This window comes from Rhizobium grahamii CCGE 502 (assembly GCF_000298315.2).
Lineage (GTDB): Bacteria > Pseudomonadota > Alphaproteobacteria > Rhizobiales > Rhizobiaceae > Rhizobium > Rhizobium grahamii.
The window spans coordinates 73,675-90,459 of sequence record NZ_AEYE02000015.1 but is presented as its reverse complement, the minus strand read 5'-3'; the positions used below and the strand labels follow the sequence as shown (position 1 = coordinate 90,459).

Annotated in this window: 13 protein-coding genes; 11 read left to right on the top strand and 2 right to left on the bottom strand. The window is 59.6% G+C overall.

Translation table 11 applies throughout. From position 1 onward, the window contains the following. Window positions 1–8: 8 nt before the first annotated feature. The 7 genes from RGCCGE502_RS14675 (at window position 9) to RGCCGE502_RS14645 (ending at window position 8,167) form a co-directional block, all read left to right on the top strand. On the top strand, window positions 9–617 hold the full coding sequence (locus RGCCGE502_RS14675) for an alpha/beta hydrolase (RefSeq protein WP_016554953.1): 609 nt from the start codon (window positions 9–11) through the stop codon (window positions 615–617). Between the two features lie 169 nt (window positions 618–786). Beyond that, window positions 787–2,622, top strand: coding sequence for a GNVR domain-containing protein (locus tag RGCCGE502_RS14670; protein WP_141652330.1), 1,836 nt, complete (start codon window positions 787–789; stop codon window positions 2,620–2,622). Window positions 2,623–2,757: 135 nt separating this feature from the next. Beyond that, window positions 2,758–3,954 carry a glycosyltransferase family 4 protein gene (locus RGCCGE502_RS14665; protein ID WP_071224917.1) on the top strand — a complete coding sequence of 399 codons (1,197 nt, stop codon included), beginning with the start codon at window positions 2,758–2,760 and terminating at the stop codon, window positions 3,952–3,954. Window positions 3,955–3,970: 16 nt separating this feature from the next. Then, window positions 3,971–4,945 carry an NAD-dependent epimerase/dehydratase family protein gene (locus RGCCGE502_RS14660; protein WP_016554950.1) on the top strand — a complete coding sequence of 325 codons (975 nt, stop codon included), beginning with the start codon at window positions 3,971–3,973 and terminating at the stop codon, window positions 4,943–4,945. Beyond that, on the top strand, window positions 4,942–6,240 hold the full coding sequence (locus RGCCGE502_RS14655) for a polysaccharide biosynthesis protein (protein WP_016554949.1): 1,299 nt from the start codon (window positions 4,942–4,944) through the stop codon (window positions 6,238–6,240). The genes RGCCGE502_RS14660 and RGCCGE502_RS14655 overlap by 4 nt, the downstream gene beginning before the upstream one ends. Beyond that, window positions 6,240–7,571 carry a hypothetical protein gene (locus RGCCGE502_RS14650; protein WP_016554948.1) on the top strand — a complete coding sequence of 444 codons (1,332 nt, stop codon included), beginning with the start codon at window positions 6,240–6,242 and terminating at the stop codon, window positions 7,569–7,571. The genes RGCCGE502_RS14655 and RGCCGE502_RS14650 overlap by 1 nt, the downstream gene beginning before the upstream one ends. Window positions 7,572–7,573: 2 nt before the next feature. Continuing rightward, window positions 7,574–8,167: a DapH/DapD/GlmU-related protein gene (locus RGCCGE502_RS14645; RefSeq protein WP_016554947.1), complete on the top strand. Its 594-nt coding sequence runs from the start codon at window positions 7,574–7,576 to the stop codon at window positions 8,165–8,167. Here the strand turns inward: RGCCGE502_RS14645 and RGCCGE502_RS14640 are convergent. Continuing rightward, the gene (locus RGCCGE502_RS14640) at window positions 8,145–9,998 is read right to left on the bottom strand and encodes an SGNH/GDSL hydrolase family protein (RefSeq protein ID WP_016554946.1); all 1,854 of its coding nucleotides are present in this window, start codon (window positions 9,996–9,998) and stop codon (window positions 8,145–8,147) included. The genes RGCCGE502_RS14645 and RGCCGE502_RS14640 overlap by 23 nt on opposite strands. Window positions 9,999–10,294: 296 nt before the next feature. On the opposite strand from RGCCGE502_RS14640, the gene greA reads away from it, so the two are divergent. Together greA and RGCCGE502_RS14630 are read left to right on the top strand one after the other, a co-directional pair. Further along, complete coding sequence (gene greA / locus RGCCGE502_RS14635; protein WP_016554945.1) at window positions 10,295–10,777, top strand: transcription elongation factor GreA; 483 nt, start codon at window positions 10,295–10,297, stop codon at window positions 10,775–10,777. 324 nt (window positions 10,778–11,101) lie between these two features. Further along, window positions 11,102–11,947 (top strand): GNAT family N-acetyltransferase, encoded by an 846-nt coding sequence (locus RGCCGE502_RS14630; RefSeq protein ID WP_016554944.1) that lies wholly within the window; start codon window positions 11,102–11,104, stop codon window positions 11,945–11,947. Here RGCCGE502_RS14630 and RGCCGE502_RS14625 read toward each other — a convergent pair. Then, complete coding sequence (locus RGCCGE502_RS14625; protein ID WP_016554943.1) at window positions 11,944–12,861, bottom strand: DMT family transporter; 918 nt, start codon at window positions 12,859–12,861, stop codon at window positions 11,944–11,946. The two genes, RGCCGE502_RS14630 and RGCCGE502_RS14625, sit on opposite strands and share 4 nt — an antisense overlap. Window positions 12,862–13,057: 196 nt before the next feature. Here RGCCGE502_RS14625 and RGCCGE502_RS14620 point away from each other — a divergent pair, with 196 nt between their 5' ends. Next, a complete protein-coding gene (locus RGCCGE502_RS14620; protein ID WP_016554942.1) occupies window positions 13,058–14,353 on the top strand; it encodes an adenylosuccinate synthase in 1,296 nt (431 codons plus the stop codon). A 60-nt stretch (window positions 14,354–14,413) separates the two neighbouring features. Beyond that, complete coding sequence (locus RGCCGE502_RS14615) at window positions 14,414–16,750, top strand: hypothetical protein (RefSeq protein WP_016554941.1); 2,337 nt, start codon at window positions 14,414–14,416, stop codon at window positions 16,748–16,750. The last annotated feature ends 35 nt before the right edge of the window (window positions 16,751–16,785 follow it).

The following is a 16,785-nucleotide window of genomic DNA, read 5'->3' as shown; positions in this document are numbered from 1 at the left end:
GACACACGATGACCGACAACAGCTATGTGCACCGGCTCCAGGCCGGTGCATCCGGAAAGCCCATTCTTGTCGTGCTGCACGGAACGGGCGGCGACGAAAACCAGTTTTTTGACTTTGGACGACGCTTGTTGCCGGAAGCGACGATCGTATCGCCGCGGGGCGATGTTTCAGAGTTCGGCGCAGCACGCTTTTTCAAGCGCACCGGCGAGGGCGTCTACGATATGGCGGATCTTGCTCGAGCCACGGAAAAGATGGCGTCCTTTGTCGCAACGCTTGCGAAAGAACATGAGGCGACCGATGTCCTCGGGCTTGGCTTCTCGAACGGCGCAAATATCCTTGCCAACGTGCTGATCGAAAAGGGATTGTTCAATGCTTCGGTTCTGATGCACCCGCTGATCCCGTTTCAACCGAAGGCAAATCCAGCGCTCGGCGGACGAAAGGTATTGATCACTGCCGGCGAGCGCGACCCGATCAGTCCTGCGCCCGTGACGAGGGCCTTGGCGGAGTATTTTGAGGCGCAGAATGCTTCCACCACGACGGAATGGCATGCCGGTGGGCACGATATCAGGCAGAACGAAATCGATGCCATTCAGAGGTTCTTCGAGCCGTATCGTTAAGCAACTCCTGTCGGATGGTTCTCGATCATCCGGCAGGCCTCATTCAAATGCAGGGGGTGATAATCCAATAGGATTATCTGTGGTTGTGAAGCGTCCCTGCTGTGGTAATTGTTTGCGCGATAAAACCTGAGCGAGTATTCGGCTGCATCGGTTAAGGGTTTGCATTCGCATGAACGATGTCGCAGACCTTCGAATGCTGATCGGACTAGCCCACCGGCAAGTCCGTACAATATTAGCGGTGGCTCTGCCGATCTTCCTCCTGAGTGTTGCTGTCCTCTTCTCTCTCACGCCGCGGTATACCGCTCAGTCGCTGGTTCTTGTCGATACGAGTTCAAAGAATCTTCTCGACCCCAATACCGCCGCCACAAGCGGCCTGACCGACAACTCTCGAGTAGAGGGCGAGGTTCGCATCGTTCGATCCGATGCAGTGCTGCTCGACGTCATAAGGGACGGCAATCTCCTCTCCGACCCGGAGTTTACACCCAATGGTTTCATGGAGCCGCTACTGGCCGTCGTTGGCCTCAAGAGGACGGTGTCGTCGGGCGACAAGGCGATTGGGGCCGTTCTTGACTCTTTCAGGTACGCGGTCCGGGTTCGCCGCGAAGGTCTGACCTATCTTATCACCGTCGGTGTGACGTCGAAGGATGCTGAGAAGGCGGCGCGGCTGGCAAATCTTGTGACGGCTGTCTACATCAAGAAACAGGTCGAGGCAAAAGTCGCGAATACGGTCTCGGCCGGCAAGATTCTCGAGCATCAGGTCACGGCCGCTAGAGATGTCCTTGCGCAGAATGAGCGAAATCTCGATCTCTTCGTCACCTCCCATGGCAATCTCCAAGCCGCCGGATCGCTGCAGCAGTTGCGGCTCGCGGACGCGCAATTTGGCGAAACCGCTTCCGATGCGCGCGGGCCAAACTACGGGCGCGGTGTATCCTCGGAAATCGTCACGCAATACTATGCGCTGCAGCAATCGGCGCAGGTCGCAAGGACGCAATATCAGAACCTTTTAACCCGATTGCAGGACTTCGAAGCGCAGGCAAGTCTCCAGGTCGCCGACAGCCGCGTGGTCTCCGCAGCGCTCGCTCCGATCGAGCCGTCGTATCCGAGAAAAGGTCTCGTGTTCGCCATAGTGGCCATTCTTGCGCTGGGTCTGGGCATCGGTGGCGCCTTGCTCCGGGAGTTCTTTATCGGCGGCTTCACGAGTGAAGATCAGGTAAGCGCAGTACTGAACATTCCGCTCGCCTCCGTTACGCCGGATCAAGCTGGCGGCGAAGTCGAAAAGCCGCACGGGCGAGGCCTTTCCGACACAATCATGTCAGCCCCGCTCTCGCTCTTCTCTGAATCACTGCGACGCATCCGCGTGTCGCTGGATCAGACGTTATTGCGAAATGCCGGGCTCCTCGAACCTGAGACCGAAACAGGCGTCGTCGTTATGGTTGCCTCGGCGCTGTCTGGAGAGGGAAGGTCAACGCTCGCGACCTCCCTGGCACGTACCTATGCATTGGCCGGAAAGCGCACACTGCTCGTCGATTGCGACCTTCGCAAACCCAGCATCCATCGGCACGTCGATCGCGAGCCGACATCGGCATTCGTCAATCTTTTGCGTGGCGAGCCTGATCCCGGTCTCGCGAACATGGTGGTGACGGATCACGCCACCAACCTCTCCGTGATCCTCGGCGCACGGCCCGCCGAATTTCCGACGGATGAGCTTCTGATGGGGCCGCGGGTCAGGAAGCTGCTAGAGCGAGCACGCCAGCACTTCGACTACATTATCGTCGACACGCCTCCAATGGAGGCGGCTGTTGATGCGCTCTATCTCGCGCGGCTGAGCGACGCTGTGCTCTTCGTCGTGCAATGGGCGACTACGCCTCAAAAGGCCGCGCGAAAGGCAGTCACCGCCCTAAGGGGCCATACGAGAGATGCAGCGCCAATCATCGCTGTGCTGAACAGACAGGATCAACGCAAGTGGTTTGCGGTCGGAGGGCATTATGTTCTTGCAAGTGCCTGAGAACTGCGTGGGTGGAGTACATTTCAGCCGAGCAGCAGGCTGCGCGGGGCTGGTTGGAATACAGCAGTGGCGGCGGATTTCTGCTGGGGCGGTTAATTTGCGGCATCTTTTTATTCATTTCATCTGAGAAAAGACATGAATTGCCGACGACGTATACTTATTCATGATTACTCGGGTCACCCTTTTCAGGTCCAGCTGTCGCGCTGTCTTGCAGAACGCGGCCATCAGGTTCTCCACGTCCATTCAGAGAGCTTTCAAACACCTAAGGGCGACCTGACGAAGCGTTCGGATGATCCCACGAGCTTACAGATCGCGGGTGTTCATCTGGACGGAGTCTTTCACAAGAACAGCTTCCTCAGGCGCAGGTCCCAAGAGATCGAAACCGGACGGTTGGTTGCAGTCCAAATCCAGCAATTTCGGCCGGAGGTCGTTATTTCCTCCAACGCCCCGCTGGATACCCAAGCCGTGATCTACAAAGCGACACGGGCGATCGGAGCAAAATTCGTTTTCTGGCTTCAGGATATCTATAGCGAAGCGATCGGCCGCATCCTGCCCCGTAAACTTCCGGTGCTCGGCAGCCTTGTTGCCAAGCGCTACCGCAAGCTCGAATACGACCTCTTGAGAGGAAGCGACCAAATCGTCGCGATCACGGACGACTTTATCCCGTTTCTTTGCAACAACGGCGTCTCAACTCACGATATTTCCGTTATAGAAAATTGGGCGCCGCTGAATGATCTGAGCCCGCAAGGGCGAGCGAAGCCGGGAAATGGAACGATACACGCCGTTTACGCGGGAACGTTGGGTTACAAGCACAATCCCGAGGTTCTTCTTTCTGCGGCGAAAGAGCTGCCCGTGACGATTGACGTCCTCTCCGAGGGCCGCGCAGCAGACGAGCTCGCGCATCGTGCAAAAAGCGAAGGTATAACCAATCTTGTCGTCCGGCCATGGGTTCGCTTCTCGGACCTGCCCCGGGTGTTGGCTGACGCCGACATACTGATTGCCATGATCGAAGCCGATGCTGGCATCTTTTCGGTGCCGTCGAAGGTACTCACCTACCTCTGCTCGGGGAAGCCAGTGCTCGCCGCCATCCCCGCGGGAAATCTCGCACGAAGAATCCTCGAGCGGGAGGAAGCCGGGCTCGTTTCAGAACCCGGCAATCACACCGATTTCGTGACCAATTTTCGTCAGTTGGCTGAGCGTGCGGAGGTCCGGGCGAAGCTTGGTGCAAATGGTCGCGCGTATGCCGAGAGAAGTTTCGGGATCGACGGGATCGCGGATCGATTTGAGGGAATTCTTGAACGGCTGTTCTTGATGGAGTTGCAGGCAAAATAGCGCTGGGGGGCGTAAGGTGCTGGGGAAAACTGCTCTTGTCTGTGGTGCCGGAGGCTTCATCGGCAGCCACCTTGTCCGACGGTTGAAGCATGAGGGGTTCTGGGTTCGCGGCGTCGATCTCAAGTATCCGGAATATGAAGCGACGGCAGCCGACGAATTCATAGCGGGTGACCTTCGCCGGCAGGATATTTGTGAGAGGGTCATCGACGGTCGCTTCGACGAGGTCTACCAGATGGCCGCTGACATGGGCGGGGCTGGGTATATCTTCACCGGCGAGCACGACGCCGACATCATCCACAATTCTGCGACCATCAACCTGAATGTCGCCGAAATTTGCCGCCGTCAGAATGTCGAGCGAATTTTCTACTCCTCTTCGGCCTGCATCTATCCTGCGCACAATCAGGAAGATCCGGACAATCCCAACTGCGCGGAGTCATCGGCCTATCCCGCCGCGCCAGACAGCGAATATGGGTGGGAGAAACTCATCTCCGAGCGCCTCTTTCTTGCCTACAACCGCAACCACGGAATGAAGAACCGCGTTGCGCGATACCACAACGTCTTCGGACCTTCCGGCACTTGGCAAGGCGGCAAGGAAAAAGCGCCAGCCGCAATCTGCCGCAAGGTTGCAATCGCCTCGAATGGCGACGAAATCGAGATCTGGGGTGATGGCCTACAGACCCGCTCTTTCCTCTACATAGACGAATGTCTGGAGGGAACGATCCGCCTGATGCGCTCCGGTTTCGAAGGACCGGTCAACATCGGATCGGACGAAATGGTGACCATCAATCAGCTCGTCGACATGGTCTGCGCCATTGCCGGCAAGCGGCTTCAGAAGCGACACATCCCGGGTCCGCTTGGTGTCCGCGGTCGGAACTCCGATAATCGTTTGATCGAGCAGAAGCTGGGCTGGCGACCAGCGCAAAGCCTCATCACCGGTTTGGAGGCAACTTATGCCTGGATCGAGAGCCAGTTGATCCGAGCGGCCGCATGACCGCGATCGGTGCTCGGCTGCCGAAGACGCGTGGCGACAGGGGGCTGTCGTGGCAGGGAACCGGCAACGCTGCGCTGCTGATTGCGAGCTTCTGCATAGGGCAGGGCTCGGTCTTTCTTGTGCAGACCCTGCTGGTTAGTCGGGGCGAGCTGGAGCTGTTGGCGCGCTTCGGGACCTGTTTTTCCTTCGCTGTTCTGGCGCTGATGATTGTCGATTTTGGATCCGTGACCTCGGTCGCCCGCAGAGTTGCCTTTGCAGACATCAAGGGTGACCCTGCGGAGATCCGACACTGCTTCTGGTCCGCAAGTATCGTGCGGTTCTGTGTCGCGATTACGGTCGCGTCGCTTGCTTCGTTGTACGCGCTGGGGGCGCAGGATGACTTCGCCCGTGCCTACGTGACAGCGGCCACTCCGGCCCTCGTATTCTGGGCTTTCAACGCCGGCGGCATCCTTGATGGGCTGAAACTGAGTGGACTGAGCGGGGTGACCGGCATGGCGACGTACTTCTGCTCGGGGGCAGCGCTGCTGCCTGCGAGCGGGCTTTCGGCTAACCAGTCCGGTCTGATTCTCGGGGCGGCATTGTCGATAGGATGCGGCATCGCCGTCACCATGCAGTTGTTGGCCCTTTGGCATGTCGGTCGCCCTCCTGGGAGAATATCGGCGACATGGCGACGCTGCGCGGATCTTGTCCGCGAAGGATTGTCGGTCTTGCTTGCGGTACTGCCGGGGCAGCTGTCGTTTCGATTTCAGCTCATAATCTGCTCACTGCTTTTTGGCCAGGGACTGACAGCAATCTTTCTCTACGGTCGGCAGATTACGGCAGCGGGCTCGCAGGTATTGGAATTTGTCCGCCGAGCGCACTTTCCTCTGCTCGTACACGGGATTGCCACGAGCGCCAGCCCGGTTTGGACCGCGTTCGGCAATCAGCGCTTGGCCACTTGGCTTTCGGTATTTGGTTCATCTGGCCTTTTGATAGCCGGTTTGCTGATCGTCGGATCGACACATGCCGCGATCGCGGCAGCGGCCGGTGTTGTCAGCCTTTTCTCGTTTGGGATACTGAGCGGTGCATTGGTGTCGACGCTGTCCCAGGCGGCGCAGGCACTGGGGCACTACCGCGCGGTCGCCTTGTCGGCCAATGGCGCCATGCTGATCTGTTTCGTCGCAACTGCCGCGCTTGGCTACTGGCTTGGCCTTGCTGGGCTTGCAGTTGCCGAGGTAGTCTCGCATGCCGCGGGCGCGTTCTGCCTTTGGTATCTGCTCTTTCGTCGTGGTCTACCGGCATCTCGAGGGACGTGATGATCAGGCTCGGAACGGTGCTGGCACTCTACCTGTTCAACTTCCCTTTTGCCGACAGTCTTTTCGTGGTCGGCCTGACCTTGCCGCTGTTCGCCATTGTGATCGTCGGTTTGTGGCGCCTGCGATCGCGCGATTTCCAGATCGGCGACATTTTCTGGTTCTGTCTGTTTATCTATTTTGTGATCTCGCCGTTGCAGCGAATTCATGGGGACCGGATCGGTGGCGCGACTGCGATAACGGCCTACACCTACGATCCGGCCGAGTATGCTCTGGCGATGCTGGTCGTCGTTGTCTTTGTCTTCCCATTCCTCTTCGTGTCGATGCAATCCGATGAAAAGCCCGTGGAGACCGATGTCCGACCTGGCATATCTTTCATCCTCTTCCTCAACGTCGTTGCGTTCATCCTGTTCGCCATGTCCGAAGGTGGCTTCGGAAGGCTACTTTCATCGCGCTTGGAGCAGGATGGCTCGCAGCCCTTCATCGCGAGCATGCTATTTCTGGCGGTTCAATCTGCGAGCGCTTGCATGGTGGCAGCATACTGTCGCTTATCGCCGCGCAGGCTTACCGCGGTGTTGATGCTGCTGCTCGTTCTGGTGTTGTTGGCGGTCGCCAGAAACCCGTTCAATGCACCACGCTTCGTCCTGCTGGCTGTGTGGGGGCCTGTGTTCCTGGCACTTGCTGGTGGTAAGCTATCGGCCGCCAAGTTTTACCTTTGCTGCCTGTTGGCGCTGACCGTCTTGTTTCCGATCCTCAATACAACGACACGCTCAGGACTAGAGGGATTGCAGGATCTGTCGCAGGTCTCGGTTGTCGGGAATTTCTTTGACATTCCTTCCGTCGATGTATTTGACATGGCTGTCCACTCCGTCCGCTACATGTCGACGCATGATCTCATGTGGGGCGAAAAGCTGACCGCTGTCGTACTGTTCTTCGTTCCCCGCGCCGTCTGGCCGGGTAAACCAATCGTCGGCGGGCTTGATATCGGCAATGATCTCTTTGCCGCCGGCATGTACGGGACGCCAAACCTCTCCCTCTTTCTCGGTTGCGACTTCTACATGGATTTCGGGTTTGTGGGCGTCGTGCTCGGCGGCTTCGCATGTGCATTTCTGCTGGGAGCGATGATCCGGTTCAACCAGGACAGGTTCTTCGGAGTTCGCGTGCTGCAATTCTTCATCGCAGCGTCCTTGCCCATTCTTCTGCGTGGGCCGGTGGGTGCGGTGCTTCCGCTTTTCGTCTGTCAGCTGTTTGTCGCGAAGCTGCTTTCCGTCTCGCTCGGGCGGTTCGTCCAGCCATCGGCACAGTTAGCCGCCGTTCGAGATTGGAGGCGATGATAATGGAACAACATGCCTTGGGCATCCTCGACGCAAGGAAAAGCGGCTCGCGCACCGGCGGTCCAAGCTTTTCGTTACAACACAGGATGTTACGGGCCTGGTGGGCGGTCGCGTGGATGCTTCTCGCTGGCTGGACGCCCGCCCCCTTGCATCGATGGCGGGCGATGCTGCTCCGCATGTTCGGCGCGCAACTGGCGGCCAATGCCCGCGTTCATGGTTCGGCAAGGATCTGGTATCCACCGAACCTTGTGATGGAAGAGAACGCACTGATTGGCCCGCGTGTCATTTGCTATGCGATGGCGCCGATCCGCATCTGCCGGAATGCCGTGATCTCACAAGGCGCGCATCTTTGCACCGGTACTCATGTCGTGGACGATCCCTATTTCCAGCTGGAGGCACATCCGATCACGATCGGTGCCAATGCCTGGGTGGCGGCCGAGGCCTTTGTCGGCCCCGGCGTAATTTTGGAAGAGGGGTCCGTCCTCGGTGCGCGTGGCGTCGCCTTCAGCAACATCCCGGCCTGGACAATCTTTGCCGGCAACCCGGCGCGTTTCCTGCGCAAGCGCGTGCTGTTTACCAGCCCTGGGCGATCGTAGCGCCAGCCCAGGCGGCAGCGACGACCGCATAACCCTGATCATTGAGGTGAATTGCATCAGCCCGCAGCGATCGTGGCACCAGGCCGGTCGCCACGTCCTCCTGATCGCCGGAAGTCTGGTTGGCTGCGGACTGAAGGGCAGCTCGAAGATCGACAAACTGGTTTTGGTATACGGTCTTGAGAGCCGCATTCAGCTCCGATATCTGCTGCATCACCTCGGGTGTGTCGCTTGCCGCAGCCAGGATCGAGCCAACGAGATATCGCCCGCGTGCTACCCGATTTGCCATTGCTGCGATATCGGACATAACCGTAGCTGGAGCGCTGGCGTTGTTGCGGCCGGCCCAGATCCACTGGACGTCTCCTCGTGTCGCGATGGCGTCGTCCAAAAGGAAGGTTGCGGAATAGGGCACGCCGGCGCTGTCGCCTGCGGACCTTCGCGTGAAGCTCCAATTGCCTGCGGCATCGGCGGAGATCGATCCTTTGATGCCGACCAGCGTGCCGGAGGCGCTGCCGCGGTGAACGCCGGAATCGATGAAGATGTCCGCGGATTTGTAGGTCACGGGAATTTGCGGGCTGCTATCGCCCCACTCGATGGAGATATTGTCAAGCGACCAGGTGACATAGCTGTCGCTGCTGACAAACGCGATCGCGCCGCACGACTCGTTGCCGAAAGTGCTGTTGCCGCTGGTTAAGATCACTTCGTGGTGGCCACTGTGGCTGATAACCGAGGTTGCATTTCCTTCGGCGGTTTCCGCCGCCCAACTGCCACCTGGTGCGTTGAGGCCGCCGATCTGGACAAGGCCGCCACCCTCGATGAAGTCGAGATCGAAGCCGACGCGAATGGTTTTGCCCTGTGGCACCGCCGCCAGGGCGATCTCGCAGCCGCGAAGGATTCCGGCGTCGTCGTTCTGGACGATCAGCCTCCGATTTTCGACTCGCAGCGGGGTTGTGTGGCCATCCTGAAAGCGCGGGGTCCAGCCGTCGGCGCCTATCTCGAAGCGAGACGTCGTAGAGAACGTCGGATCGTAGAGGTTGATCGTGCCGTCGCCAGGTGTGAGTTGCAGAGAGGTTCGCACTGGGCCGGCCTCGAACTGGCCCGGAAAAATGCGAAGCGTGATGTCGATAGCGCTGCTGACGACAACGTTCAACAGGAAGGTCGAGCGAATAAAGGCGTGGGTTGCTTCACCGCTTCCCGATATCGTATTGCGCGCACCGTTGAGCGGAAAGCCCGGCGACGCGATCTCGTTGATGTAGCCACCAGCTTCGTCTGCCTGAATGAGCAGGAGATTGAAACCGTTAATGCCACTGGCAGAGCCGCCAACCAGCTGAGCTTCGCCGGAGATAGTCCAGTGGCTGCCAGCTTCGACTTCCAGGTTTGCGGCGATGGAGCCGTATATCTGCCGACCGATATCCGTGAACGATGCGGTTGCCGTTCCGTGAACGCGAACGTCGCCATAGGGCAGTCCATTTTCATCAACGCCTGCCGCTACCAATTCGTGAGCAAGTCCGTTGATGAAGCCTGCATCAAACGAGGTCATCCAGTCTCGACTGCGGGGATAAAGGTTCTTGGTTTCGGTACCCTGAACGGCGAGCTGCAGTGGCAGGCCTCCCTGGCGAACAGCGATCTGGGTCGAGGCCTGGCCGCCGATGCCGCGATTGAGGACAGTACGAGGTGGGTTGAATAGCGAAGCTGCCAGGGCAGGGTAGGAGTGGTCCGACGAAGACGCGCCCGCGCCTGCCGTCAGACTGTCGCCGAAGGCGACGATGGAGCGCGGCCTAGCCCCGTCGTGATGGGCAGGGCGGTGGGCACTGATATCGATACCGAGAAACATTATTGAGACCTCCACAACAGTAAACGGGAATATGATCCTATTTCATGTGGAGCGGGCGGGGACGTTCACGCACATGGCCAGACTGCGTCGGTGGGCATTTGCCACGTATTACGGTGATCGCCGGCTGTGCTCGAGTTCGGGAGGTGTGGTTTTGTCCGAGCCGGTGTTCTTCCCGCTGGGACCACTGGACGAGATGCTATAAGATACGGGTGGTATTGGCCGTTCCATCCGTCGGGACGACCTGTCGCGGGTGCGTGCGCCGGGAGATCACGAGGCGCCCAAACGGAGTTGCGAAATTGAGTGTTGCCTTCGTCAAAGAAGAAAGTGCGGAAGCCGCATCTGAAACGTTGCTGCCGGACCGCCCAATTTCACCGCACCCAAACCTTGTGACGGAAACGGGATTGAAGGCTCTGGAATTGCAGCTCCAGCAGGCACGCGACGCATTCGATGCCGCAAGCACGATCGAGGATATCAATGAGCGACGGCGACAGGCGGCGAATCCCTTGCGGGACCTACGCTACCTCGCGGCCCGGGTTCGCACTGCCGAGGTTGTTCCCGACCCATCTTCATTCGATCAAGTGGCCTTTGGAAGCACCGTGACCTTCAGTCGCGACGACGGGCGTGTGCAGACATATCGCGTCGTTGGCGAGGATGAGGCTGATCCCAAAGCCGGATCGATTTCCTTTGTGTCCCCAGTGGCAAGGTCGCTGATCGGCAAGTCAATTGGAGATGTCGCCACTGTTGGTGGCCAGGAGCTCGAGGTTATCGCTATCGCGTAGAGCGTCGCTTCCGCATCCCGGGAGCGTTCTTATCGAAGATTACCATCCTGGTGCGAAACAAAATCCAGTTTTCGTCTGATAGTCGTTACTGAGAACTTACCATGTCTTCATGTTCTCTTAAGTAATTGCCTTGAGATTGTATTCTCCCTGTTCCATGATGATTGCGATGCGAAGAATTTCGGGTTGTGCCTCATGACGATCGATGCAAATCGCCTCAGCCATGAACATGTTTCTTCGCTGTCGCCGGCTTTGCGCCGTTAGACTTTCATTCTTATGTTTTCTCCGCGAGTTAGGTTTGCGGTCGATCTGATTTAGGGACGTTGCATGAATTCGGAGTTTGCCGTTCGCCCGATGCGACCCGGTGAGTTGGAGCTAGTGCTCGAATGGGCGCGTCAGGAGGGCTGGAATCCCGGTCTCGACGACTCGATTGCCTTTCACGATGCTGACCCGTCCGGATTTTTCGTTGGCGTGCTCGGGGAGGTGCCGGTCGCCTCGATTTCGGTCGTCAAATATGGCGACGACTTTGCTTTCCTCGGACTCTATATCGTGCATCCGGATTTTCGCGGACGGGGCTATGGCAAAGCCATCTGGAATGCCGGCATGGCGTCCGCGGAGGGCCGCAGCATCGGCCTGGATGGCGTCGCCGCTCAGCAGGGTAACTACCACAAAGCCGGCTTCGAAGAGGCCTATCGGACGGTTCGCTACGGCGGCGTGATATCAGCCCTGCCGGCCTCGACGCTGGTCGCACAGGCTGTCTCCGACAAGCTTGACGGATTGTTGCGCTATGACGCGACCATCTTTCCGGCCCCGCGGCCAGCATTTGTGGCGTCGTGGTGTGCGGCCCGCAGGGACAGGCACTCGGCCGTGGTGCGCAAGAGCGGCAAGATCCGCGGCTATGGCACGATCCGTCGTTGTTACGACGGCTACAAGCTCGGCCCGCTGTTTGCTGCCGACAAGGATAGTGCCGCAGCGTTGCTCTCGCTTCTGGCGCCACAGGCAAAAGGAGCGAAGGTGTTCATCGACATCCCCGCCAGCAACGGCGAGGCGATTGCGCTTGCAGAGGACATGGGCTTGGCGCCCGTCTTCGAAACGGCTCGAATGTATCGCGGCGCCGCGCCAGTCGTTCCGCTGAAGAACGTCTTCGGCGTAACGACGCTGGAACTCGGCTAATCCATTGGTGATGCAGGGGCGGTAGAGACGGCTGTCTGGGGGCGGCCCTTTTCAGCAATGGCGATGCCGCCCAATGCAAGCGCCAACGCAACGATGTGAAAGGCCTGCAAATGCTCGCCAAGCAGGGCCACCGACAACAGCGTTCCGAAAACTGGCACGAGATTGATGAAGAGGCCGGCCCGGTTTGCGCCAATCGCCTCAACGCCTTTAATGTAGAGGATTTGCGCGAGGAGGGAGGCGAAGATCGCGGTGTAAAAGGCGATCAGCCAGCCGCTGTTGTCGGGCAGTTGAATGGCGCCTTGACTGCCCTCCCAGATGAGTAGCGGCACGGCAGTGAGCGTCGCGCCGAGTGCGGGAACGGCCATCAGCGTGCGCCAATCGAGTGGCGGCTTCCAGCGAAGAAAAATCGTATAGACCGAATAGGCGGCGACGGCGATCAGCATGAGTCCGTCACCGCGGTTGAGGCCGAGCTGCAGCAGGGTCCTCAGGTCACCGTGCGCGGCGGTCAATGCGACCCCGACCAAGGTCATCGCGAAGCCGACGACTTGCGCCGTAGGGACGCCTGTGCGGAAGAAAACAAAGTTTAGGAGGAAGATCAGCATCGGAATGCCGGCCTGCTCGATCGCGACATTGATCACGGTCGTATATTGGACGGCGGAGTAAAGCATGGCGTTGAAAAGCGTGTAGCCGACGACGCCATAAAAGAAGAGAAGCGGCAGGTTCTTGCGAACGATCGGCCAGTCGCGCTTCAATTGCGGGACCGAAACGGCGGCAATGAGCGCTGTTGCAAGGAACCAGCGCAGAAATGTCAACGTCATCGGGCTGACGTGCCCCAGCGCGAGCTTGCCCGCTACCGCGTTTCCGCCCCAGCACAATGCCGCGACGACGAGAGAAATATAAGCGGCAACCTGCACAGGCGATTCTTCCAGATGACGGCGATGTGTTCTCAACCCCAGGATATGATTGGCCAATAGCCCGATGATGGCTGATTTGTCACGTAAAAAGCCGATTCCGGCAGCATAACAGGGTCGCTTTCCCCGTGACAAAGCTTTATAGATGCGCGGGTTTGAGAAGGGTGCGGGTAAATCCGCCTTTAACAGGAAGACGTGAATGACGAACGTAGTCGTGGTCGGTTCGCAATGGGGTGACGAAGGCAAGGGCAAGATTGTCGATTGGCTTTCAGAACGCGCCGATGTGATCGTACGCTATCAGGGCGGACACAATGCGGGCCACACGCTGGTCATCGACGGGGTCAGCTACAAGCTTGCCCTTCTGCCATCCGGCCTCGTACGCGGCAAACTCAGTGTCATCGGCAATGGCGTCGTCGTCGATCCGCATCATTTCGTCGCTGAAGTCGCGAAGCTGCGCGCGCAGGGTGTCAATGTGACGCCCGAGGTGCTGCGCATCGCAGACAACGCACCGCTGATCCTGTCGCTGCACCGCGACCTCGATGGCTTCCGCGAAGACGCGGCCTCCAACAGCGGAACCAAGATCGGTACGACCCGCCGCGGCATCGGCCCGGCTTATGAAGACAAGGTCGGTCGCCGCGCGATCCGCGCCATCGACCTGGCCGACAAGGAAGCGCTGCCGGCGAAGATCGACCGTCTTCTGACGCATCACAATGCGCTACGCCGCGGTCTCGGCCTGCCGGAGATTTCGGTGGAATCGCTGGAGAGGGAACTGAACGAGGTCGCCGACCAGGTTCTGCCTTATGTCGACCAGGTTTGGCGCATCCTCGACGATCAACGTAAAGCTGGTGCCCGCATCCTGTTTGAAGGTGCGCAGGGCGCGCTACTCGACAACGACCACGGCACCTATCCCTTCGTCACGTCGTCGAATACGGTTGCCGGTCAGGCCGCCGCCGGCTCGGGTCTCGGCCCGACGGCAATCGGCTATGTTCTCGGCATCACCAAGGCTTACACGACGCGCGTGGGCGAAGGTCCGTTCCCGTGCGAACTGGACGATGAGATCGGCAAGCATCTTTCGACAGTCGGTCGCGAAGTCGGCGTCAATACCGGGCGTCCGCGTCGGTGTGGCTGGTTCGATTCGGTTCTAGTCCGCCAGACTGTGAAGACATCTGGCATCACGGGCATCGCGCTGACCAAGCTCGACGTTCTTGACGGTCTCGACGAACTGAAGATCTGCGTCGCCTACAAGCTTGACGGCAAAGAGATCGATTATCTTCCGGCTAGCCAAGCTGCCCAGGCCCGCGTCGAGCCGATCTACATCACGCTGGAAGGCTGGAAAGAATCGACCGTCGGCGCGCGCAGTTGGGCCGATCTGCCGGCCCAGGCAATCAAGTATGTTCGCCAGGTCGAAGAGTTGATCGGGGCGCCTGTCGCTCTCCTGTCTACAAGTCCTGAGCGAGACGACACGATACTTGTGACCGATCCGTTTGAGGACTAAGGTCGCGGGTCATTATTTGTGTGGTTCGCGTTGCGGACCGCGCTCTTAGAGAAAGTACGAATGGCGGATTTTATCGCAGTTATCCGGCGGGCGGTTGACGGCCTGTCTGAAAATACTCCCGAGATGCGGGTGAAAGTCTACGAGCGCGCTCGCGGTGCTGTGCAGCGGCAGCTCGAGAACATGAAACCGCGTCCGCCGGAAGCGATGCTGCAACGGCAGCTTGAAAAGCTTGAGGCTGCAATCCGCGAAGTCGAAGCGGAACACGCCGAAGCCGTTCCGTCCGCGGACGATGTTGCCGCGGCGGCTGCGCCCGAAGTCGAGGCCACCCATGAGCCGGAGGCCACCGCTCCTGAACCGGTCGCCGCCGAACCCACTGTTGACGAGCCGGCAGACCAGACATCGATTCACGAAGAGCATGTAGAAGCTGAAGAGCCTGCGCCTGCCTATGAGGAGCCGGTCGAAGAGCCTGCGCATTATCACGAAGAGCCTGCCGCTGCCGAGCCGGAGTATGCTGCCCAGCAGGACACGCATTGGCCGCATGAAGAGCCGTCGGCTCCCGCTGAAGAAATCGAGCCTGTCGAGCACTTGCATTCCGCTCCTTCCGAAGAGGTCGCTCGCGAGGAACTGCAGGGCTCTGACGAGCATGCGGGCATAGAAGAGGCTGTTGCCGAGCCCACCGAGCCTCCGTACGAGGAGCCGGCTTTGCAGCCAGCGGCGCGCGACTACGATCTCACCAACCGTCTGGTCGAACCAGTCTATGGCTTGGATCACCCGCCGGAAGAATTCGTGGATCGCAGCCAGGAAGAGCCGCTCCATGCGGACGCCGCCGGGCATTTCGATCCGGTATGGGCTGAGCCCGTCGAGGAAACGCCCGCGCCGCCGGCCAAGGATGCCCCGACAGACTGGGCGCTCGAGGAATTGAGGCAGTTTTCCGAGGCAGCGCCCGTTGCTCCGGCAAACGAAGCCGCGCGCGCGTTCGAGGACGTCATCGCCGGGATCGACCATTCACCGGCTAGCGTGAAGATGCCTGCCGCCAACGAGGGTTTCTCGTGGGAGGCGGCAGCCTTCGACGATCTCCCGCCGATCGAAAGCGGCAAGAAGGTTCCGATCAACGCGCATTTCGACGATGGCGATCTCTTCTCGGAGATCCATGGCACCGCCAAAGCTGCGCCGGAAGCCAATCCTGCCTGGCAGGAGGCGCGGCCGCTTCGTGGCTACGACAACCGCGGCGTTGTTGCCGAAGACGATGACGGCACTGCGCCGCCCGATCTCGACAGCGCCGTTGCCGCGAAGTTCCAGGGCAAGAATCTGCGCATGGAGCCGAAGCGCCGCCGGTTCGGCATCGGTTCCATCGTAACGATCCTAATTGCGCTCGGCGTTGTTGGCGGCGGCGGGTATGCCGCCTGGACCCATCAAGATGCGCTGTCGACGATGGTGAAGAACCTTGTCAGCGCCGCTCCGTCGCAGAGTGCGAAGAACGAGCAGGCGCCGGCCAAGCCGGATGCCTCGACGCCAGCCGCGGGGGGACAGACCAGCGACGCCAAGCCGGCAGACGCAAACAAGGAAGTCGCCTCGTTGAATGACGGCGCTGCCGTCAACAACAAGTTCAACCAGCGACTTCGCGCCGATGGCACGGAGGTCGACAGCGGCCCCGCTGCTGTTCCGGGAACGCCGACGGCCGAAGGAAAGTCGGTAGCCGAGCAGAACGTCGCTGCGGCCGATCCGACGCCGCCTGCGACCTCGACGACGCCGCCCGCGATGAGCGCTACCCCTCCTGCAGCCACGCCAGCAGCGACGCCGCCGGCGGAAGGTGCAGCACAAACCACGCCTGTCGGGTCAAATGAAAAAATGTTCCTCTATGAAGAGCGGATTGGGCAGAGTTCGCCGACCGCTATCCAGGGGTCGGTGGTTTGGAGCCTCCAGCACGAGGCAGGCTCGGACGGCAGGCAGGAAGCATCCGTGCAGGCGACCGTGACCGTTCCGGAACGCAACCTGTCGGCGCAGCTCACCTTCAAACGCAATTCAGATCCGTCGCTGCCTGCAAGCCACATCGTCGAAGTCGTCTTCTCGTTGCCGCCGAACTTCGAAGGCGGCGCCATCGAGAGCGTCCAGCGCATTTCGATGAAGCGGACCGAGCAGGATCGCGGCGACGCGTTGATTGCAGTTCCCGCAAAGATCACGGACGATTTCCATATGATCGCGCTGAATGACTATCCGGATGCGCGCAAGGCCAACCTCGATCTCCTGGGAACTCGCGACTGGATTGATATCCCGATCACCTATCGCAACGGCCGCCGTGCGCTTCTGACAATGCAGAAGGGTTCGACCGGCGCGGAGGCGTTCAACGCCGCGATCAAGGAATGGACTGCTTTTGGCGACGTGTCGACCAGCCAATAGTCGACGTTTGAAGTGCTAAAACAAAAAAGGCGGGA